General features: G+C 60.7%; 17 protein-coding genes. 5 read left to right on the top strand and 12 right to left on the bottom strand.

The features are described 5' to 3' along the window. Window positions 1-23 precede the first annotated feature (23 nt). Window positions 24-1,277: a tyrosine-type recombinase/integrase gene (locus PX554_RS00085; RefSeq protein ID WP_275497885.1), complete on the top strand. Its 1,254-nt coding sequence runs from the start codon at window positions 24-26 to the stop codon at window positions 1,275-1,277. After that, a complete protein-coding gene (locus PX554_RS00080) occupies window positions 1,274-2,458 on the top strand; it encodes a tyrosine-type recombinase/integrase (RefSeq protein WP_275497883.1) in 1,185 nt (394 codons plus the stop codon). The genes PX554_RS00085 and PX554_RS00080 overlap by 4 nt, the downstream gene beginning before the upstream one ends. Before the next feature lie 342 nt (window positions 2,459-2,800). On the opposite strand, the gene PX554_RS00075 is transcribed toward PX554_RS00080, so the two are convergent. From PX554_RS00075 to PX554_RS00025, 11 genes are all read right to left on the bottom strand, one after another. After that, a complete protein-coding gene (locus tag PX554_RS00075; RefSeq protein WP_275497881.1) occupies window positions 2,801-2,938 on the bottom strand; it encodes a hypothetical protein in 138 nt (45 codons plus the stop codon). 331 nt (window positions 2,939-3,269) lie between these two features. Next, the gene (locus PX554_RS00070) at window positions 3,270-3,626 is read right to left on the bottom strand and encodes a hypothetical protein (RefSeq protein WP_275497879.1); all 357 of its coding nucleotides are present in this window, start codon (window positions 3,624-3,626) and stop codon (window positions 3,270-3,272) included. Window positions 3,627-3,637: 11 nt separating this feature from the next. Continuing rightward, complete coding sequence (locus PX554_RS00065) at window positions 3,638-4,843, bottom strand: hypothetical protein (RefSeq protein WP_275497877.1); 1,206 nt, start codon at window positions 4,841-4,843, stop codon at window positions 3,638-3,640. Further along, window positions 4,840-5,607 carry a hypothetical protein gene (locus tag PX554_RS00060; RefSeq protein WP_275497874.1) on the bottom strand — a complete coding sequence of 256 codons (768 nt, stop codon included), beginning with the start codon at window positions 5,605-5,607 and terminating at the stop codon, window positions 4,840-4,842. The genes PX554_RS00065 and PX554_RS00060 overlap by 4 nt, the downstream gene beginning before the upstream one ends. 465 nt (window positions 5,608-6,072) lie before the next feature. Beyond that, window positions 6,073-7,110, bottom strand: coding sequence for a hypothetical protein (locus PX554_RS00055; RefSeq protein WP_275497872.1), 1,038 nt, complete (start codon window positions 7,108-7,110; stop codon window positions 6,073-6,075). Window position 7,111: 1 nt separating this feature from the next. Continuing rightward, window positions 7,112-7,330 (bottom strand): KTSC domain-containing protein, encoded by a 219-nt coding sequence (locus tag PX554_RS00050; protein ID WP_275497870.1) that lies wholly within the window; start codon window positions 7,328-7,330, stop codon window positions 7,112-7,114. Between the two features lie 5 nt (window positions 7,331-7,335). Continuing rightward, complete coding sequence (locus tag PX554_RS00045; RefSeq protein WP_275497868.1) at window positions 7,336-9,240, bottom strand: ATP-binding protein; 1,905 nt, start codon at window positions 9,238-9,240, stop codon at window positions 7,336-7,338. Then, window positions 9,227-10,429 (bottom strand): SIR2 family NAD-dependent protein deacylase, encoded by a 1,203-nt coding sequence (locus tag PX554_RS00040; RefSeq protein WP_275497866.1) that lies wholly within the window; start codon window positions 10,427-10,429, stop codon window positions 9,227-9,229. Before PX554_RS00040 ends, PX554_RS00045 begins: the two co-directional genes overlap by 14 nt. A 494-nt stretch (window positions 10,430-10,923) precedes the next feature. After that, on the bottom strand, window positions 10,924-11,397 hold the full coding sequence (locus PX554_RS00035; protein ID WP_275497864.1) for a DUF2269 family protein: 474 nt from the start codon (window positions 11,395-11,397) through the stop codon (window positions 10,924-10,926). Then, window positions 11,390-12,667, bottom strand: a complete 1,278-nt coding sequence (locus tag PX554_RS00030) for an SDR family oxidoreductase (protein ID WP_275497862.1) — start codon at window positions 12,665-12,667, stop codon at window positions 11,390-11,392. The genes PX554_RS00035 and PX554_RS00030 overlap by 8 nt, the downstream gene beginning before the upstream one ends. A 12-nt stretch (window positions 12,668-12,679) precedes the next feature. Then, window positions 12,680-13,003, bottom strand: coding sequence for a hypothetical protein (locus PX554_RS00025; RefSeq protein ID WP_275497860.1), 324 nt, complete (start codon window positions 13,001-13,003; stop codon window positions 12,680-12,682). Window positions 13,004-13,154: 151 nt separating this feature from the next. Here PX554_RS00025 and PX554_RS00020 point away from each other — a divergent pair, with 151 nt between their 5' ends. From PX554_RS00020 to PX554_RS00010, 3 genes are all read left to right on the top strand, one after another. Next, window positions 13,155-14,906 (top strand): sensor histidine kinase, encoded by a 1,752-nt coding sequence (locus PX554_RS00020; protein ID WP_275497857.1) that lies wholly within the window; start codon window positions 13,155-13,157, stop codon window positions 14,904-14,906. Next, a complete protein-coding gene (locus tag PX554_RS00015; protein ID WP_275497855.1) occupies window positions 14,903-16,249 on the top strand; it encodes a sigma-54-dependent transcriptional regulator in 1,347 nt (448 codons plus the stop codon). The genes PX554_RS00020 and PX554_RS00015 overlap by 4 nt, the downstream gene beginning before the upstream one ends. Before the next feature lie 335 nt (window positions 16,250-16,584). Beyond that, window positions 16,585-17,583, top strand: coding sequence for a HEPN domain-containing protein (locus tag PX554_RS00010; protein WP_275497853.1), 999 nt, complete (start codon window positions 16,585-16,587; stop codon window positions 17,581-17,583). 801 nt (window positions 17,584-18,384) lie between these two features. Here the strand turns inward: PX554_RS00010 and PX554_RS00005 are convergent. Further along, window positions 18,385-21,759 carry an RHS repeat domain-containing protein gene (locus tag PX554_RS00005; RefSeq protein ID WP_275497851.1) on the bottom strand — a complete coding sequence of 1,125 codons (3,375 nt, stop codon included), beginning with the start codon at window positions 21,757-21,759 and terminating at the stop codon, window positions 18,385-18,387. Between the last annotated feature and the right edge of the window lie 103 nt (window positions 21,760-21,862).

Here is a 21,862-nt window from a genome sequence, read left to right as displayed (position 1 = left end):
TAAGCCGTTGAAAGGAAGCATTTATGGTGAAGTATCAGAAGGATGAAAACGGAGCAATAGGGAGCATTTCGGAGGGTCCAGATGGCTATTTGAGAGCCGAGTCGCCGCCACTTTCGGGGACGTCCACCGGCAACGAAAGTGTCCGCCTCGACGGCAATATCGCTCGGCGCCGTGCTCCCAAAAATCCGATGATTTACTGGGACACGGACCTGCCTGGATTCGGACTGCGATGCCGAATTTCGGGACACAAGACCTGGGTATTACGGCATCGAGAACGCGGCAATGCCAGGTTCGAAACTTTGGGCTCAACAGCCACAATGGATGTCCGGCAGGCCCGTCGCAAAGCACTCAAAATTCTTCGATCGAGCGCACTCGACGGACTACCCCAAAGGCCCGTCGCGAGGCCCAGCGCGGGGCTGACGTTCGAGCAGTTTTTCCCGGAATTCATGCAGTGCATGGTGGGCTGGAAAGCCAGCACCGCGAAACGAAACGCATGGGCGATCAAGGCGCATATTCTGCCGTCATTCGGTGCGCTTCCAGTCGCGCAAATGACCCGTGCCGACATCGTGAAATGGCGCGACGCGATGGGTCAGAAGCCTGCCGCATTTAATCGGTCCGTGCCGGTACTGGCGTCCATGTTCAAGATGGCCGAAACGCTCGGTTATCGGCTCGCCGGTTCCAATCCTTGCAAGGGCATTGCCCGCTACAGGCGCAAGCTCCCGGAACGCTATCTCAGCGGATCGGAGTATCGCACATTGGCTTCGGTCTTGAAGGCGGCACAAGCCGAGATGCACGAGGCGGTGAGCATCATCCGGCTGTTGATGTACACGGGTGCGCGGCGACAGGAGATCGCGGGTTTGCGATGGGAGTGGATCAAGCCGCCACGTATTTTCCTGCCGGACAGCAAGACCGGCGCGAAGGTGATCTATCTCAGCGCACCCGCCCGCAAGATCCTCGACGACCTTCGCGGCGAACGGATTTCTGGCCTGGTTTTCCCCGGCAGGCGAAATCCAAGGGACCCGTTTAACCCGGACCCGGCATGGTCCAAGCTGCGCGCGCGCGCCGGCCTGACGGACGTGCGGTTGCATGATCTGCGACACAGTTTCGCGTCGCTTGCGATCCGCAATGGCGTCTCGCTGTCGGCGGTCGGCAAGCTCCTTGGCCATGCTCTTCCTGAATCTACCGCGCGCTACGCGCATCTAGCGGACGACGCGGTCTCCGAGTCCGCGGCGCGGGTGTGCGCGTCCATTGCCGACAAGATGGAGCTCGGGCTGTGAACGCGCGCACGCTCCGCGACATCGTCGCTCTGGAACTCGCCACGGCGAACCTGCCACCTACTGACGTCCGGCCCGTGCACAGGTGCCGGCTGACACAATGGTCCAGTGAGTTGCCCGGATTTGGCATGCGATCCTATGCGAGCGGGCGCCGAATCTATGTCGTCCAGGCACAGATGGGCGGTCGCACCCGAACCGTCACGATCGGCGATGCGCGCGTGATCTCGCGCGCGCAAGGGCTCGATGTCGCGCGGCGCGTCCTCGTGCGCGCCCAGGTCGGTGAGAACCCAGCCGACGTGCTTATGAGCACCCGTCGCGTCCCGCGCTTCGACGCGTTCCTCTCGGAATTCTGGGACAAGGTGTCGCCGCGCTGGAAGCCGTCGACGCTCGACCGCAACATCTATTATCGCAGGCACCTCGAACGCGCCTTCGCCCGGTGCTTCCTCGACAAGATCGAGCCGGCGGACGTTGCGCGTTGGTTCGCCGCGCTCTCTGCGAAGTCGGGACCCGCTGCGGCCAACCGCTCGCTTCAGTTGCTCAGTGAGCTGTTCAACAAAGCCGATGCATGGGGTGTCATCCCGGCGAATTCGAATCCCTGCACCCAGATAAGGCGCAACCCAACGCGCAAACACGAGTGTATGCTGTCCGACGCAGAGTTTTCGCGATTCGGATCTGCGCTGGCTGACCTACGCGTGTCGGCGCCGATGGAGACAGATGCGATCCGGCTGATCGCGTTGACCGGGTGCCGCAAGGGTGAGATTTGCGGCCTGGACTGGAGCGAGGTGAGGGGGCGTCGCCTTCTGCTCCACGATGCGAAAACCGGGCCTCGCACGGTGTGGCTGGGTACGGCAGCGGCTGAGCTGCTGGAGCGGATGCCTCGCCATGCGGACCTTTCTTCGGTGTTCTGGATCGAGGACAAGCCGTTGACCGTGGCGCGCATCGACGGTGTCTATCGGCGCGCCCGTTTGGCGGCAGGCTTGGCGCATGTCCGCATGCATGATCTTCGCCACAGCTTCGCGAGCCACGCCGCCGCCATGTCCGAGACGCTGCCGATGATCAGCAAGTTGCTCGGGCATTCGAGCGTGAAAATGACGGCGCGCTATGCGCATCTGTCGGACGGTGCCGCTATCGAGGATAACGAGCGTATTGGTCGATTGATCAGCAAGCTGCTGGAGGTTTCTTGACGACCGAATGCCGCGAGATTTTAGCCTATATGGCCACGAGTAGGGGGGCGTGGGCGGTCCTTGTCACGTCCGCTGAACGCAAATCTCGCCGATTGCGCCATCGGCGGCGTCCATTTGCATCATCTATGACGGAGGACGGCAACTTTGCCGCCATTGGCGCGCCACATGTCGAACGACAGCTCTGGCAGGAAGGCGACAATCAACCTTCGCTCGACCTGCATTGCACAGCAACTGAAGATGAGCTGGTATCTGTATCGCCATCCATGCTCACGTGCTCGCCGAGCGAATGAACGCGCCCTGACTATCCCAAGGAGCGGTTGCGCATCGCCCAGCGCGCGACCATCAGCACCGCCACCGTGGCAAGGCCCGCAGCCAACCGATCCGCACGCCAACGCCGCCCCAGCCGAGCCAGAAGCCGAGCACCACCGCCGTTCCCAGCCTGACGATCCAGTAACCGATCAACGCGAGCAGCATTGGCACGAATGTGTCGTGTCAGCCGCGCGCCCGTCCCGCTCGACCAACCCGAGGCATCCGGCCGAAAGCGTAGAAACGAGTGCCAGCTCGCTGGGGTCGGCTTGTTCGTTACGATGTGGACAAGACGCTTTTGCCCGTCGCGAATGTTGGAAACGGGCCCGACAGTGAACCGCTCGCTCCATTCGTATGACCAGCCGAGTACCGCGTGCGTGCGCGTGTGCGGCGTGGATGGTTACCGCCGCTTCGCCGGAGGAACCGAGGGTGATGGCCAAATTCCTGTTTGGGTGTGCATACAAAAGGTCCTAACCATTTCGTGTCGGAACTCGTCGCGGGGCAATCAGCTCCGCGGCGTTAAAACACCTTGCGTCAATGCCGACAAGGGCAACACGAGCGTTTGCCCGGCAAGGCTATCAAGGGCTATAGTGGCCATACCATCGTTGATGGCCGAAACATTGCCATGCCAAAGCAGGCCCTGGTTGTGCCGGTGCAGAAAAACATCGTCGCCAACAGCAGCGTCGGAAAATCCGCCAGCAGAGGTGATGCAGCCGATCGGCACTTCGATGCCCTGGCCGCTCCCCTCAACCTCTATCGAGGCGTCAAGGTCGCCAGAAATCACGTCCTTCAAGACGGTTGCTGGTCGCGGCGCTCCGCCGCACAGATATGTCACGGCATCACCGGCACGATACATAGCCACGAGAGTTTCTCCTATTGGTCGGGAGTGGTTGAAGAGGCCTTCCAAGCATTCTTCCCGGCATCGAATGACGCCGACAACGCCGTCTGCGCTGCGGCGTTGCCCGCAGTCAGCCGAACCCAGTCGCCGACTATGACGTTGGAGACGGAGGTGAGCGTCGCCTTGAATGCAGCTTCACGTGCCTCTGCTACCGCCAGTTCGATGTCCGCGGTCATGGCGGGCGACGGAGTCGTGGCGCTTGGTTCGCCTGCGCCCCCAGCCCGGATGGGCATGCCATATGCCTCAGCGACGAGCTTTACTGCCGCGACGCCGGCCTTGCTCACCATGTCCGCAGTGCTACGACCGTCAAAAGTGAACCCTTTGACGGTGAAGTCGGCAGCTGAATTGAGCTTGATCACGATATCGTTTGACCCGAACGTGCCCTTGCCGCGCGCGACGTTGAAGCGCGTTTGCCAAGCCTCCTTGGGGGCACTCGCGACGTAATAGGCTTCGGAAAGATCGGTGAGCGCGATACCATTGCCGAGAATTGTCGGCGGAGGGGAAGCAAGGCTAGCCGTCGCGTCAGAAACTTCCGACGCAATCGCTGGCGCGATTCTTTGCAGCAACCCTGACGCAAGCTGGCTCGTCGCCGTGAGGACAGCAGGCCCATCTCTGCCCCCGGCAATGAACTGGCATCTCTGTTGATCCGTCAAAAATATACGTGCCTGCTGTTCATAGTCTGCAGCATGTCGATCCAGGGCGCTGCGGATCAAAGGCGTGATCTGCGCATCCTCTCGCGTGATGAAGGCCCTTGCTTCACTGGAGGCACTCAGCGCCGCCTGAGCGGATTGATCGATCCGCGCGAAATAGGGCGTAAAATCCTGGAAGTTGATCGCGCGCGATGCAGCTACTCCCTGGGTTGAGCTGTAGGTTGCAAGCCTCGTCAGGGCCACTGCATGGGCTTCTCGGTCGGCCGCTGCCGGCACTATAGCCTTTAGTCGCGTCTCCGCTGCCTTATAGCATAGCTTTCGGATGGCGATGGCGCGATCGACCACGCTGGCGACATAGACGGCGCGCGGCCTAGCGTTGCCGTCGAGTAGATTCCGGACAGCAGCCCGCTCCTCCGTAGCAGCAGCAGCAGTCGCGGCGTAGGTCGGCCGAAGCACATCGACCTGAACCCCGAGCGAGGAGCAACCGCTGACCAGCCCAAGGGCGACAAGCGAGGCGGCAGGACGGATCATGGCCGCCCCCCCGCGTTGACCGTTTGCAGCCATTCCCGAGCTTCGTCGATATTGCCAATCGGCATATTGCTGCCGCTAGCCCGGGCAGCCGCTCGCACTGCCGCGAGATACAATTCGGTGCGCTTGTCTATGCCTGCTTGGCCAGTGTCCGTAACCGCTGCTGCGGCTGTCAGTAACGTGGCGATCTCCGCATTTACTGCATCGCGCTGCGCGCCGGCCACCGCAGCCACAGCCTTCACTTTCGCGCTGGCGGCGATCTGATCCCGGTTAAGCAGAAAAAGGGTCGAGCTGAGCGCGGCTTCATTGTCGGCAAGCGAGCCGATCGTCTTTGCAATAGCATCGGCATTGGAACTCATAATCATCACAAAGGCGCCGTGATCCAGGGTCGATGAGGTTCCGCCAACCGGAACAACCTCGAGTTGCGCGCTGCGCTTGGCTGCGCATTCGGTCGCGGTGGCCACCGATGCGCACAATGCGCCGTCGAAGAGTGACCGGACTTCCCCCCGGGGATTGTCCGTGGCGGTGCCGCGACCATTGTTCGTCTGATTCAGGAAGATATCTACAGCCCGTTCGTCGTAGAAGCCTGCAATATAGCGAGCGTTGGTGGCGTCGGCCGCCCCCTTCACGCTCAACCGGAAGAAATTGACCGGTTGCTGCGTCGGTTTATCGACTGTTGCGAAATAATGAACCTCGCTAAACCTTCCGCCACATGCAGTTAAACAAGTTACTGATAAAATACAGATAATCCCTAAGGTCGCCCGCATCCGACACCCCCCCCGAATCGAGTGGTGTTACTATCCCTGCAAATAGGTCTCTTGGCAATATGGCTAACAACGCAAAAATACGTGACCGACGTGAGTCAAAAAATCATCCGAGCAAGTCAGTTATATTTGTCCGAACACTGAGAACCTAAGCAACGATAGCAAAAACCTCAGTGGGCAAAGTGTACGTTTGAGAATGCGCCTAAGCGCGCATTGAGGCACCAGCCCCCGCGTCGCCAACCAACGACAGAATTCTGTGGTTGTGGTTGGAAGCGGGCTGGTGCCGCAGCGAAACAATCGGACGGTTCGAAGAGCCCCGCTCAGATTGGCGTTGGAGGCACGAGGAGGCGCTGGGCGCGGCAGCCATGGCGCGGAAGACGCGGCGCAATCCGCAATGCGTCGCTGAATCGTCAACCTTTCAAGGTGGCTCCCATATTAAATACGCTGTAATTAAGGGGGGTGCCAACATCATGAGCAAAGATTTACTATTTCCTGCTCAACAGGACGGAAGTGTTCCTTAACCTCTTCTCCAGCATAGAAGGCAAGTAAATCCTCCTTTGTGAGTGTTCCGCTGGCTAGGAACTTGATGAGGTAGCGCTGATTGAACTCGGCAAGGAGAATGCTTTTCTCGATTTGTGTGAGGATTTGCCTCAAATTATCAATATTAGCGACAACGAGATGCTTCACCAGCACCATATCGCGAGCGTCTTTGATCAGCCGGCTCACGATGATCTTGAGGACGTCGGTGTCTAGCTCCAGAGTTTTAGCGTTGAGCGCAATGTCGCGCGCGAGCATGTAGGCGATGGCGAGATTGCGATAATCGCCCTTCTGAGAGTCGATGATCGCGATCAACCCGATACCGGGCAGGAACTTCAGGTCCTGCACGGCGACTAGGATACTGTTGTCGACGAGCGAGGCGTCGAAGACGATAATCCCGGCCTGGCCGTCGCGATTGGCCTGCGCTTCGAGGAGCTGGCTCCAGGCGGTGTCCGCCTTCTTAGTGAAGATGTCCTTGGTCTGGATGTCACCTAGGCGGATGCTCTTGTCGAACTTGCACTCGATCGCGATCCGCTTGCCGCTGTCGCCGGCGAGATGGCAGACAATGTCGCCGGTCTTGTTGCGGCGGATCTTACCTGCGCGGTCGCCGGTCAGTTCGATCCGGTCACCGATTCTCTGCCGATCAAAAAACTCGGACAGAAAGTCGGCGATATCGGTCTCGGCGAGCACGCCCTTCACTGCGGATCGGTAGAACAGCTCCTTCTTCATGTCGAAGATGAGTTTCAGGCTTTCGAGCTCGGTCCCGAGCTCGTTCGCGGTTCGCGAGAGGAAGCTCGAAAGCCGATCCTCCATGAGCGCCAGAACACCGATGTAGAGTGCCTTGTGGAGCTGCTCGTCGCGATCAGCGGCGGCAAGTTTGTTGAAGAACTCGAATAAGATCTTGTTGTCGACCTCGAAGGCACCGAACTGAACGCGACTATTTTTCTGATCGAGGCTGACGAGCGGCATCTTAAACCTTGCTGTAACGATAATGACCCTTGATGGAGGCGGCGAGAAATTCCCCCTTCGATCCGGCCTGATCGAAGGCCTGCGCTATCTGCGGCGGCACCTCATAGTAATGATAGCGGCCGCCGTTGAGAAATTCGACCTCGAGCAGCAGCTGATCCTCATCATAACGGATCGCCGCGAGGTTCGACGAGGTGAAAGGGTTGAATTCCTGCCAGGCCATATGCGTCATTCCTTTTTGGGTGGGGTATGGACCGGGTTCTGCTGGAGCCAGGTCTCGACGAAATAGCGGTAGTCCGCGGCAATATGGGTCTTCAGATTCCAACCGCCAGGCGTCATCGAATCCTCGGGCGCGACCTCGTCGCAGATCAGCGGATCTTGGCTGTCGGGACGACGGTCGCGGGGTGGCGCCTGGATCATGGTGCGCATGGGCAGCCGCACTGCTTCGCCCAAGATGATCGCCTCGCCGGTGCGCAGCACGGGCAGCATGCTGGTCAGACCCTCAAGATTGTCCGAGAGCGCGCTGGTCACGTGAGAGCGATCGGTGGAATTGCTCAACCGCATCGCGAAGAAGGTCCCGCACTGCGACAGGATAGTCGGGTTGATCTCGGCGGGGCGCTGGCTGACGATCATCGCGCCAATTCCATATTTGCGACCTTCCTTGACGATACGCTGCGTCGCGATCGAGGCCGCGCTGCTTCCGTCGTCGCCAAGATAGCTGTGCGCCTCCTCCATCACGACGAGCAGCGGTCGCTCGCGCCCGCCCTCCGACAGGTTCCGGGCCCAAAAGAGGCCATCGTAGAGAACGCGCAGGATGTTACCGATGATGTCGTTCGTCACGGTCGAGGGGATGCCCGACAGGTCAAGGATAGTAATCGGCTTGTCGCTGCCGAGCCATTGACCGACCAGGTCCGCAAGCGTCTTGGTCGTCTTGCCGTCAAGGTCGGGATGCCAGTCACCCGCCTTCAGCAAGAAGTCGTACCGGGCGACGCGGAGCCGAGCACCCAACGCCTCGAGCGCCCCCCGGATGTTGAGGACGTCCGGAAGCCAGTTGATCTTCTCCGGGTCGTTCGCGACGCTTTTGACCTTACGAAAGCGTGGTGGAATGCCGGCTTGGGCATCGCCCAAGATTTTCGCGTTGGAGGCGTCAAGCTCATAAGCCCAGTTGGCTTGATCCGCTGGGCTCGCACCACCAGCACTGAGATAGGTGCCGAATTCTCGGCAATAGAGTCCGTGCCAGAGCTTGTTGAGCGAGAAGGGAACTGGGCTGTCGGCGGTGATGCTGGCAGGGTCCACGCCGGCGATGGGTTGGACTGCGAGGCTCGCGATCTTGGCCGCGAGGATCTCCTCGAGGATGATGTTGCGGGCCTTGCCATCGGGCGGGAGGCTCCCGAACGTCACCCGCAACAACTCGTCGAAACTCAGCGCCCAAAAGGGAATGCACAGCCGGTGTTCGTTGGCGTAGCGGGCGTCGGGGCTGATCTTGAAGATGTTCGCGCGATCGCCGAGCGCCCTGCCATATTCGCCGTGGAGATCGAGCACGACGATCCGCGCTGACGGAAAGCGGCGTTCGTCTGACAAGACATTCAAGAGTCCCGCGACCGTCGTCGACTTGCCCGAACCGGTTGTCCCGACCACGGCGCTGTGACGGGTCACCAGCTTGTTGACGTCGACCAGCGCATCAATCGACTCGCTGCCCGCGACATGACCGACGCGGACAAGGTGGTTCTGCTTGTCCGACCGGCCATAGATCGCCTGAAGATCGGCCTCGGAGACGAGATGGACCTCGTCCTCGAAGGTTGGATACTGCGAGATACCGCGCTGAAATCGGCCCGTCCGATAGCCCTCGCCGATCAGCTGGACCGTCATCCAGCGTAGGCCATTGGGCATCGAGAGGGCCGCCTTCTCGGGGACCGCACTTGCTCCCACCTGCGAGACAATGCCGTAGAGATCGACATAACCGACCGGGATTTTGACGAAACTACCGATCTGGCCGATCTTGTGTCCCTGGCCCTGGACGAAGCTCAGGCCCGAGAAGCGGTCCGACGTCAAAGTGACGCTGACCGACGTGCCGCTGACGTCCTGGACCGTGCCGATGACGGTCGCCCGGTTGGCAACGTCAGGCCGGATCATCGCTAATCCCATCACCCGAAAGGCCACGCAACAGCATACCGAGCGCGGCGAAGTCTCCAAGCCGCAGGGTAACCTTGTCGCCATCCTTAACGAGGATGCTGGACGGCAGCGCGAGATCATCGGTCCCTTCGCCCGACCACTCACCGAGCGTGCGGCCGACGATCGCCTTGTCGAACCCAAGAAGGCTCAGATTAGGCGTCGCCTGGGCGCACTGGCGTGCGAGTTTGTAATTCTCCCACTCAAGCTCACCAAACACGCAAGCGAAGACATGCGCGGTCGGATTAGCCTCGAGACTGCGGCAGATAACATCGTTGATATGCTCGTCTGCGAACGAATAACCGCAGATGAAGAGCAGCGACGATGGCGCGAGCACGAAGGCCTTCAGGCGATCGAGCATCGCGAGATACGGCATCTTGCGGCTCTGGTCATATTTGAGGTGCGACGGGTAGATCAGATAGCTCTGTTTGTCGGTCTTCTCGTCGCTGCGCACGACATCGGTCTTCCCTTCAAGACGCCAGTTGAGCGAGCCGTGTATTTTCCAGAGCCGCGTCCAGCGCGGCGGCAGCAAGCCCTCATCCTCGACCGCGCCAAGGTCGAAGAAGGCCTTCCGCGCGCCGATGAACCCATCGAAATAGGGTGCCGAGCTCTCCTCGAGCGCCTGCTCCATCAACAGGTCGTAGTTGGTCGTGAAGAGATGGACCGGCCGCTCGCGTCGGATCGAACGACTCCAGATCGCAAGGTTATGGTAGGGGCTTTCCTTGGCCGGAAGCTCGCGCCGGACCTCTTTGGAGATTACGTCGCAGACCCTCGTGTCGAGGGCGATGAGCTCGGCGGCAGTCAGTCCACGCACGTCGCCCGCGCCGGCAACGCTCGCGAACACGCGGATGCGGCTGAGCAGGAGCTCAATATTACCACCATCGCCGCCGTCATCGGTCACGATCGCAACTATCTTGTCCCAGGTCGATGGGTTGGCGGCGTCCTTGCTGGACAGATGCTCCGCTATCACTTTCGTCAACCCCGCCACGTCCCAGATCAGCGGGTCTGTTACTGTCTTTCCGCCCTCCTCCCGTTCATTGACGCGGATCGACAACGGGCATCCCGCACCTAGGAAGAAGCCGATCGGTTTACGGTTCTGCGAGAGGGCTTGTTGAATGAAACTGATCTGACGAGCCGGATCATGTTTATGCATTTTACACCCCCCCCTGCAGGCATTCTTGTTCGACCGGGAATCATTTGCCTTTTATCTTCTGCCGTTACAACTCCGTTAAGCTAAAACGACCGTATTTTTCTGTTTCCCAGACTGATACCCATATTGCTTCGTCGCCTACGGTTTTTGATTTTGATTGCGCAAAAGAGTTGTCGATGACTTGCGAACATCTGCCGAAATGAATGGCTGGGTTTGATGGAAGCTGCCGTTCCAAGCCCGATCGGCGAACGACCGGCTCCGGGTCGAGAGCGGAAGCGGCTCGGCTACTGGGCCGAACCGCTTCCGACCCTTTCATCGCCTCGGGTCCAAATGGTTGCTTCCACATCAGATCCGTAGAATCCCGATCCCCTCAAAACATCACTCTTTCCAGTGGGGAAATTGGTCGGTGACGCCGTTGCGAGCGAGCAGGGCGGGGCCGAAGCACTGGCGGTCACGTGCTGATGATGGGCTGAACGGGCGTCAAAACCAAAATTCGGTCACCAAGCGAGCTCCGGTTTGGTCACCATCAGCCAGAAGATCGCAATGACGCCGATGAACGCCGGCCAGCCGAGCAGGAACCACAACCGCGACAAACGAAAGTAGCGCGACGGCAATTGCTCGCCCACCGGCGTGCGATCGGCGATCCGCCGCATCTCGATCTGGATGCCGACGACCGGCAGCCAGCAGGCGCCGACCAGCAGGTAAAGCGCGATCGACGCGGCCAGCCAGCTCGTCGTCAGCGGGAAGCCAGCAATGTGCGCCAGCCACACGCCGGTTATCGGCTGGACGATGACCGCCGGCGTTGTGAACAGCCAGTCGGCGATCACGACATTGCGGTTGACGACGCGACGCGCGCCGGCATCTCCCGATCGGTTCGCCATCCACCCATGAAAGGCGGTGCCGAGCCCGGTGCCGAACAGCAACGTCGAGCTGAGAATGTGAACGGTTTTGAGCAGCAGATAGTCAGCCACGACGGGTCTCCAGTGTATGGACGGCGAGCGACAGCCCCAGCACGGCTGCGTTCTTGACGAGCGCGCCGAATGGATCGGCCCAGAGCTCGGGCGCCATGCCGGCAAGGATCAGAGTGTAGACGGCCATCAATCCGATCCCGGCGAGTGCCGCGCCGCGCATGGCGGTGAGCAACGCCAAACCGATTGCGATGTCCGCCAGCGATCCTGCCCACAGAGCAGTTGTTGCGGGTATGCCGATGAGTCCGACGCGGGTGAGCCACGCGGCGCTTGTCGCCTCTGGCGTTAGGACGAGCGGCACGATCCCGCCCGCCAGCCACACCAGCGCCAGCATCAGCCGCAGGATAGGCGCCACCGATACAAATCGGGCCGCCTGAAGGTCAGCCTCACTCGCCGGGCGGCGCGCCAATGCCCGGTCCAGGGGTGCCGGTAGATATCCGGTCGCGGCAACCAGCGGGGCGAATGGAGCGGTATTGCCGGCAGCGAGCATGCCCATGCCTTCACGGGTGACCGGTCCGGCTCCGAACCGTGCGATGGCGGCAAGCACCATCGGCGGCACGGTTACGCGCCAAGCGGACGGGAGGCCGAGCCATTGGCGGAAGCACGCGGTGAGCGCGTCGGTCGTCATCGGCTCCGGACCGACGATATCGAGCCTTTCAGCCAGGGGCAGCGGCGCGTGCAGCAACCGGACGACGACCTCGATCAGATCGTCGATGTGGATCGGTTGCACAAGACCGCCGGCTCGCCCCAGGTGCGGCGTGACCGGCAGCGCGGCCAGCGCCGCGAAGAGTGCGCTGCTCCGCCCGCCGCGACCGATGACCAGCGAAGGACGCAACACCACCCAGCCCATGTTGCTGCCCGTAGGATCGAGCGCGGCAAGATGATCGTCTGCAGCGCCCTTGCTTCGGTGATAGGCGCTGGCTGCTTCAGGGTGTGCGCCCAGCGCGGAAACCTGAACGACCCTGTTGACGCCCGCCAAACGGCAGGCGTCGAACAGGGCGGCCGGTCCGAATGCATGAACCAAGGGGTAGCCGCGCGCGTCCCCGAACAGTCCGGCGCAGTTGATCACGGCATCCACCCCGGCGAGCCGCCCGCGCCACGCCTCGACGGTGTCGCGCGACAGGTCACAGGTCAGCGCGCTCGCGCCGGGGATCAGCCGTTCCAAGCGTGCCGGGACGCGACCGGCGGTAGTGACGCGGACGCCTTCCGCCACCAGCCGCCCGGCGATATGGCGGCCGATGAAGCCGCCGCCTCCGACGATCAGAACGTGCATTGAGGTGTCCTCTCACGCGGCGGCGCGGGGCGTGCGGCTCCAGACCGCGAAACCCATGCCGGTTAGCGCCAGCAACACACCGAACAGCGCGCTGGTCATCGTGCCCTGCACCAGGTCGGTCGGGCTAGTGGCGATGCTACGGATTGAGACGAACAGCATCGGGGTGGTGACCATCATCACCGTCGACCACACCGCCCAGAAGCGCGAGCGCTGCTCGGTGCCGCAGAGTTCGGCCAGTAGGATCGACAGGGGCCGCCACAGGACGACGGCGGCCAGGATCGCGATGAGCGCGGTCAGCGCATAGGTCAGCAGCAAGGCTGCGATCGGCAACAACATGGAGAGTCTCCCTGCAAACGCCGCGCGATGATCGCCCGGCTCGGAAGACGCATTGCGAATGGCATGCCAGTTGCGAAGATCGGCGGAAAACCGTGCTTTCCCGATCCGGCAACGTGCGGGAATGTTAACGCAGTGAACGGAGCGATCTGCTATGCTGTCAACGATGGATACGGCTATCAGCCTCTTCGCCTATATCGGTGCGCTATCGCTGACCGCGCTTGCCAGTGCGCTGCTTGCCGTGTTCGTTGCTCTGCGCGCGCGCGCGCTGCCTGGGTCGACGCTTCTTGCCCTTTTCCTTGGCGGTGTCGCGCTTTGGAGCATTGCGCAGGCGCTGCCAGCCATCTTTGGCTTTGAAGCGTCGCCAATCACGACGACGCTGATCGCGCTTTCCCCGCTACCAGCAGCGGCATTCGTGCACCTCGTCTTCGCGTTCGCTCTGTGCGGGGCGCTTCGGCCGGTTGCGATCGTCAGCTACGCGACCGCCGCTTTCGCCGCGCTGGTTGGCTTGCTGTTCGGTGTCGGCGAAGTCGTGCCGTGGCGGGGCTTTCCCGGCATGTTCATACCTTCGGCCGTCGGCTGGGGCGTGCTCGCCCTGGCGGCGCTGCTGTCCGTTGCAGGTCATTTGCGCCTCGCACGCGCATGGCGCGAGCAGGCGGGAGAGCATCAGCGTCAGGCCGGCGCGGTATTCATGTCGAGCCTGATCGGCCTCATCGCGCTGACCGGGTTCGCCTTTCCCGCGCTCGGCATCGACGCCTACCCCTGGCCCATCCTGCTCCTTCCACTGTATTCGGTCGTGCTGGTCTATGGCATCCTGCGCCACCGCTTTATGGCGGCAGACGTGTGGGCGCGGCGTGGCCTCGTCTGGCTGCTGTTGGTCGCCGGCGCGGGCGCCGCCAGCGCACTCATTGCGTCGCTGCCCCTCACCCTCGCCGGGCGTCCTGCCGGGCTTTTCGCGACCTGGGCCGCGTTGGCCGCGACACTCGCGCTGGGGCTCATGATCCTTGCGCCCTTGAAGCGGCTTGCCGACCGTCTCGTCTTCCCCGGCGGGCGGGTCAGCGAGGCGGACGTCGCCGAATGGCGCGACCGATTGGCTGCGGCGCCAGATGAAGGAGCCCTTGTCGAGGCGGCACGCGGTTTGCTGCGCGATCGACTGAACCTGCCTGCCGACGGCCCGACGCTCACAATTGCGGGTGACGTCGTGACCTTGGTCGGCTGGGATGACGCCCCGCCCACCACCCGCCACGTCGCTGAGCGCTTCGCCATCCTTGTCGCCGAAAGCGCGCGCCGTCTTGGCGCCGCTCGCCTGCTGGTCGAGGCAGAGCGCGAAGCCCGCCTCGCCGAGATCGGCGCGCTTGCGGCGACGATTGCGCACGACCTGCGCAATCCACTCGGCATCGTACAGATGGCCGCGACCGGCGCTCCGGCGGAGGTGCGCGCCGAGATTGGCGAACAGGTCGCGCGGATGAATCACCTCGTCACCGACATTCTCGATTATGCGCGCGCCTGGACGATCGCACCACAGCCGCTGCGTGTCGCCGACCTAGTTGCAGCCCTGGGAGTGGAGGCGCAGGTTCCGGACGACCTGACGCTCGTGGCCGACCGCCAGGCGCTGCTGCGCGTGCTGACGAATCTTGTCGATAACGCCCGCGCGCTCGGCACGCGAGTTGCGGTCTTCGCTGAAGCCGTGCCGGTCATCCTCGACGTCTGCGACGACGGCCCGGGGATCGCGCCGGAGATCGCCGGCAGCCTGTTCCGCCCGTTCGTGTCCCGGCGCCCCGGCGGCACCGGACTGGGCCTCGCGATCGTCCGCCGGATCATGGAGGCGCATGGCGGCACCGTCGTGCTTGCCCATCGTGACGGCTGGTCCACTTGTTTCCGTCTGACTTTCGGAGCGAAGCCATGATTCTCCTCGCCGACGATGAACCCGCCTTCCAGCGACTGACCGGGGCTTGGCTTCGCGGCCTCGGCCATGAGGTCGAAGTAGTGGGCGACGGCGATGCCGCGCGCGCCGCCTTTGCAGCCAAGCCTGCGGAGCTCGTCCTGCTCGACCTCGCCATGCCGCCGCACCACCACCCGGAGGCCGGACTGGCCCTGATCCCGGCGTTCGCGCCGGCGCTTGTGGTGGTGATGACCGGCCATGCCGACCATGCGCTGGCGCTGAAGGCGATAGAGGCGGGCGCGTGGGACTTCCTCGCCAAGCCAGTCGATCCCGACCTGCTGCGCGTCGTGGTCGCCCGTGCTCTGGAGCGGGCGCGGCTGGCGCGCGAGGTGGCAACGCTCAAGGCGCAAGCTGGCGCGGACGAAGACATGGGGTTGGTGGGGGCCTCTCCGGCAATGGCAGCCTTGCGCGAATTGATCCGGCGCGTCGCGCCAACGCGGTTGCCGGCGCTGGTGCTCGGGCCGAGCGGGACGGGCAAGGAGTTGGTCGCGCGCGCGATCCACGCCGCATCGCCGCGTGCCACTCGGCCGCTCGTGCCGGTCCATTGTGGCGCAGTGCCGGCAGAACTGCTCGAGAGCGAGCTGTTCGGCCATCTCAAGGGTAGCTTCACCGGTGCCACCACGGATCGTCCCGGCCTGATCGAGACCGCGAACGGTGGGACGCTGTTTCTCGACGAGATCGGCGAGATGCCGGCTGCGATGCAGGTGAAGCTGCTGCGGTTCCTTGCCGACGGCAGCTACCAACCGGTCGGCGCGCGCACGCCCCGTATCGCCGATGTCCGCATCGTCGCGGCTACCCACCGCGACTTACCCTCAGCGGTGGCGGAGGGCAGCTTTCGTGAGGATCTGTTCTATAGGCTAAAAGGCGTTGTCCTGCGGACTCCGTCCCTTGATGAGCGCGCAAGTGACGTGCCGCTGCTCGCTCGCATATTCCTGCGGCGGACGAGCGAGGGCCTCGCGCACTTCACGCCCGACGCGCTCGACTGGCTGGCGGAACGACGTTGGCCCGGTAACGTCCGCGAGTTGCGCGCAGCCGTAGAGTGTGCGGCCGCACTCGCTATTCCCGGAGTGACGGGTTTGATGGTCGGTGCAGCCGATCTGGCCTTTGCAGTTGGTGACGAGCCGCCCCCGTCGGTCTCCGCCTCCGCCGTGTTTAATACGCTGGACGAAGAGGTTGCTGCACTCGAACGCCGACGCATCCTTGAGGCGCTTGGACGCACCGGCCATAACCACACGCATACCGCTCGCGAACTTGGACTATCGCGCGTTGGCCTGCTCAAGAAAATGGATCGCATGGGGCTGCGCTGACTCACAATTTGCCGCTCAGATTGCCACTGCGTTTTCTATCCTGCCGCTTGTTAATGTGACGAAAGAGCAAGAACTTTCCACCGGCGCACAAATTCAATGCTATAGAGTCCGCAGAGGAAAATCCATCCGATTTCAGTCGGATACAGGCTTCGCCCCTTTACGGGTTATGGATTCGGTCGTTTGTCACACGACATTCCATCATCGCTACCGTCTTGTCTGGGCGCCAGATATCGGTTCAGGTGGTTGGGCATCGACGGGGATGCGACCGAGCGGCACCTTGCGCGGGCGATCACCGTGATCGCGTTCGGGCCGCGCGAGGGGGATGAGGAACGACGATGATCCGGCGGGACTATAGCCGCGCGCAGCGCACGGAGGGCAGGGTTGCCAGAGGGCGGTCGAACGGCGACACCGGACGCATGAATCGCACCCTGGATCATCTTCCCGCCGGCAAGCGGCGCGAGCTGGCGTTCGTGGTAGACGTGCTGCGTGAGACGTTCGCCCAGGAATGTTCGACGCGCCAGTCGCCGGCATTGCGCGACGGCGCGGTCCTCAAGGTCGTGTTGTACGGAAGCTATGCGCGGGGCGACTGGGTGGAGGACCCGGTCGGCCGCTACTTCTCGGATTACGACCTCTTGGTGGTGGTGGCGGACGAGGCGCACACCGACGTGCTGGAGTTCTGGGAGACGGCCGAGAAGCGGCTGCTGGACGAGCTGTCGTCGGGCAGGCTGCTGCGCACGCCGGTCAGCTTGATCGTCCATAGCCTGGCCGACGTGAACGACCAGCTCGCGCGGGGCCGCTACTTCTTCATGGACATCGTGCGCGAGGGCGTGGTGCTGTTCGAGGAACCGGGCCACCCGTTCGTCGAGCCGCAGCCCTTGGCGCTGGCCACGGCGCTGGCCGAGGCCGAGGGCTATTACGAGGAGCTGCGGGAGGGTGCGGCTGCGGGGCTGAAAGGCGCCCGCTTCTTCATCAGCGAAGGCGACTTGAGACCCGCCGCGTTCCAACAGCATCAGGCGGCCGAGAGCCTCTACAACGGGCTGCTGCTGGTGACGACGCTGTACACGCCCAAGAGCCACAATCTGGTGCGCTTGCGCAAGCTCACCGAGCCCGACCACCCCGAGCTGGCCGCAATATGGCCGACCGATACCAAGTTTCAGAAGCGGTGCTTCGAGCTGGTACGCGCCGCCTATGTGAAGGCGCGCTACTCGCGGCATTATCGGGTGACGGCCGAGGAGCTGGCATGGATGGCGGAGCGGATCGAGGTGCTGCAGGCCAATGTTGTCGCGATCTGCGAGGCGCGTCTGGCGTCGTTGCGCGCGGACGAATCCGAATAGATATCTGCTGACAGGTCTAAAGCAGATTCCGTTCAGTCTGCATCGTATCCTGCGGCGGCGAAGTAGTTGGCGCATTTTGGGCGAGCTTGAGGTGCCCAAAGAGACAGCGAAGTCATGATCATGGTAGTCAATTTAAACTGCCTAACCATAAACTACCTCCATAGAGCTTTTGAAGTGGTCGATTGGAATGGGCCTCTCTCGTTCCGTGCCGGTCAGGATGATGGGACGGTGATCGGGTGAATGTGCTAACTCGAATGAAACCTCGCCTTGAAGTCGGCACTGCAGATAGCGAGCGCTTTTCCGACGTGATCGACAGCCTCCATAGGAGCGTCACTAGCCAGTAAGTCCTCCTCCAGTCTAGCTAGCGAATTACGACGTATTTCGTAGTATTTTAGCTCTGCTGGCGGAGCAATATCCATCTTTGAGCGGATGCTCGGCTACTAAACGGCCTTGTTAGGTAAGCGACCCGTCAAGTAAAAGAAAGAGGCCCAAAGTACAGAGGTCAGGAGTATTACCATGTACCTAATATCGAACTGCGCTCGACCGGATATTATAGGGTGACCTATTTCAGGATCTGGAACAGAAAATATAAGAGAATTTGGCAAAAATAATGCTATCCCTAACCAGCCTATTGCAATCAAGTATCGCTTAGAAATGAGGCGGCCGATAAAACCACTCGCCAACATAACTGATAATAAAAACTTTATAGTTATGATTAAAGTGCTCTCGACATAAAAAAGTAAAATTAAAATTAATGCCGAAGTTGTGGCGCATAGTAAAGCGGAATATATAAGAGTTTTCTCAATCTGTCGCATCTTGACACCATTGCGCTATTTCTTTGGGGGTTTTTCCGTAAAGACGAGTGCCGGCATAGCCCGCCTGTATCGCGTCCTCTGAGTATGGTGAACTGCCAGGTCCAACAATCCGTTTCCAAGGTTTTGTGACGTTTTGGTAAAACCAGATTTCAAAATCGCTAGGCCCCGTGTAAGCTGCATACAAGAAGTTCTCCGCAAGTCTGAGATCAATATTGTTCCAAGAGCGCGCGGTATCGCGTGTGCCGGGGTTCCTGTCGTTTACGGCAGCGTTCCAGGCATCTTCTGCGTTGAAATTGTTGTTGAGGAGATAGTTGCAGGCGAGTCTGTTTCTTCGTCCCGTATTGTCCCTTTGAGGTCCAAACGAAGAGCCAAGATCGAAACGAATGGGCAGTAAGATTACGTCGCTAAACGGACTGATTTTGGTTTTATTAGCAGTCACAACGATATCGGACATTGGCGGTGTCTCGTCCGGCGGTATGGGAGTGATCGCGCCGCCGCCCTGGGAATAGGTCGTGGAAGGTAAACTAGGAAAGCCGCTAAACCCCCTCCAGATGTCGCCCCAGACGAGGATGTTCTCGCAATCCGTGCCACATTGCAGCCCGCTTGGATCGCTGTTATTAACCGGATCGGAATGAACATAATTGTACATGTTCACGCCATCCCCGTAACCGATCGGGTCGGTTTGGAGGAACCCGCCAAGGCGGGGGCTGTAGACGCGGGCTTTATAATTATAGAGGCCATTGGGCGTCGATCCAGTTTCCGGCAGCCACATCTGCCCGGTATATTGGAACCGGCCCATATTGCCCGTCGCCGGCATCCCATATTCATCATAGCTGTTAACCGCGATGGCCGCAGCCGTGTCATTTGAGATCGCGGTTATGCTACCACGTTCATCGGCATGCAGCCACCGACGGTCGGTCGTGCCGGAACCTTCGTACCAAACCAGCGGCTCATCAGTGCCAGGGCCGAAGACAGTGCGCCTACGCAAGTTATTTGACCCGTCGTATTCCGCAATCGCGTCAGTGCCATCGTAGCTGAACCGGGAAGTGATGCCTCCCGATATCTGGTACAATCGCAGCATCGGATCGTAGCTCAGTGAGGTATTGCCGGGGGCGGATGTCAACAAATTTTCGCTGCTGTACGAATAATTATTTCCGGCGAAATTGGTCAGGTTTCCCCGTGCGTCGTAGGTCGGTATGATCGACCCAGCCCCCGTGTATTGATTGAGGCCATTGGTGGTATAATCGCGATTGGCATTATAGCTTTGCGTGAAAGCATAAGCATCATTGCTGCGAGTTTGGCCCGTGATCTGATTGGCTGGATTGTAAGAGGTGAAAGTTTGCGTCTGATCCCACGCCGTCCCGGCAAGGTCTTGCTGCAGGATGGTCAGCCTAGAATCGCCGTCGAACGTGTAGCTGGTCACGGCGCCATTGCCACGTGTCAGACTCTTCCTGTGACCAAGATCGTCATAAAGAAATGTCGCTAGCACGCCGATGCCGGACGTGGCGCCACTCTCGCGGATATGGGACATCTCGTTGGTAACAAAATAATCATAGGTCAAATAGAAGCCGTCGGGCCAAGTTAGCTTTGTCCGCCTGCCCGCGAGGTCGTACACCGAATCTGTATTGCCCTGGGGGCCGGCTTGCCGCGTCACCCGGCCGAGTTGATCGTAGGTAAAGCCCAATGTCGCGATGCTCGACGACATCGACGTGGCTTGGCCCAGCAAATTATAGCCATAGGTGACATCAGGCTCGCCACTGGGTAGATCTTTCGTGATGAGCCGGTTGAGGTCATCATAATATAAGTTGATGATCGTTCCATCTCGTTGGCGTAGCTGTTTGACGTTCGACGCCGCGTCATAGAGCAGTATCTGCCTATAATCTGTGGTGGAACTGCTGTTTTGCGTGGCCGGCGAAGGAAAGCGCGTTTTGAGCTGCCGATCGAAACCGTCATATTCAAAGGTTGTCAGATTGCTCTTTCCGTCGAGCAGCGTCGCAAGTCGGCCGTTGTTCGTGTACGTATAAGTCTGATCAACACGCTGTACCGGTGAAAGGTAGCCGGTGGTGACATTGATCAACTCATTGGCGGCATTATAGCCGTTCTTCACGATTCGGTCTGGGCTACCCACTTCGGTTAGCGCGCAGGCTGAGGACGGCAGCGCCCCGAACTTTGTCGCATCCATACGCTGTGCCGAGCAATCGGCCCGATTGGCGGCATCATAGCTATATTGTGCCACGGAAAAGGTCGTTGTACCGTCGCTAACAGCATCGGAAATCTTGCGTCCAAGGGTATCGTACTTCGTATCGACCTGCTGCAGCGAGGCAAAATTAACCCAATCGGCGTCGGATTGGCTCAACACGGTTCCACGTTCAATGCGTGTAGGCTGTCCGTCGAGGTTGTAGCTGTATCGAACCGCGCGATTATTGAGCGTGTTCGGTCCATCCGGATCGGGACGGGGGCCGACGGCGCCGACGAGTTGGTGCACGGCGTCAAAGCGATAGCGTGTCGTGTCCGACGTTCCGGGAAGCGGGCCATCGACAGTGTACACGTTACCCACCATATCATAGACGGTGCTGGTTGACGCGGTGAGCGAGCCGTCACCAGATCCTCGCGACACGATCCTCGGCAGGAGATTGTTGAGCGTGCCGCTGGTTTGCGGCCCATAATCGAGCTTTGTCTTGATCTCATCTGTCCCGTTGGAACATGAGGCAGAGGTGGCGCAAGTCGACACAGCGGTGAGTTTGACGATGGGCGTGGGCGCCGGAACGGGCAAACCGCCGCTTGCTTGCTTATAATAGCCGTACAGTGAGGAATACGTATCGCGGTTTTGCGGTCGTATTCCGCCTGTAAAAGGCGCAGGGTATGTTTCTGACAAGACAAAACCCGTACTGGTATCGTAAGTATAGTCCGTTACGCGGCCGAGCGCATCAGTGGTCGTAATCGGCTTGTTGCAGATAAGCTGATTAGTACAACTCGCAGGATAACTTGCCAAAGTGACGATCTTATCGGCCGTGCTTGGTAGGGCGCATGTTTGCGCCGTCGAGGCAGTTTTGGAAACGGACATCGTGCACGTAACGTTGCCCCGAGCATCGTACAGAAAATTCCTGTAGCCGGTTGTAGGTGTCCCGCTGACGATCGCTCCTTCCGGAGGCACGATATAGGCAAGCCGGCCCGCGTTGTCATATTGGTAGGTCGTTGTCCGGTTAAGCCCATCCTTATCGGTCAGGAGCACCACGCGGTTGATGTCGGCCGTGGTCACTCGGACGTGCGTCAGTGGATCGGTGACTGTCGCGGTTAACGTCGTCCCGCTTAAATTCCACGAATAGCCCCAACTCGCGCTGCCATTGGAGATCGACGACACCCGGCCATTGCCATCGTACCCTATCGTAGACCCAATGACTGCCGGGAGCCATTTTGGCTCCGATCTGCGTTGCTCGCCTGGGGGTCAGAGCAAAGGAGATAGT

This window comes from Sphingomonas pollutisoli (assembly GCF_029167165.1).
Taxonomy (GTDB): Bacteria; Pseudomonadota; Alphaproteobacteria; order Sphingomonadales; family Sphingomonadaceae; genus Sphingomonas; species Sphingomonas pollutisoli.
This window is presented reverse-complemented; position numbering and strand designations above follow the sequence as displayed.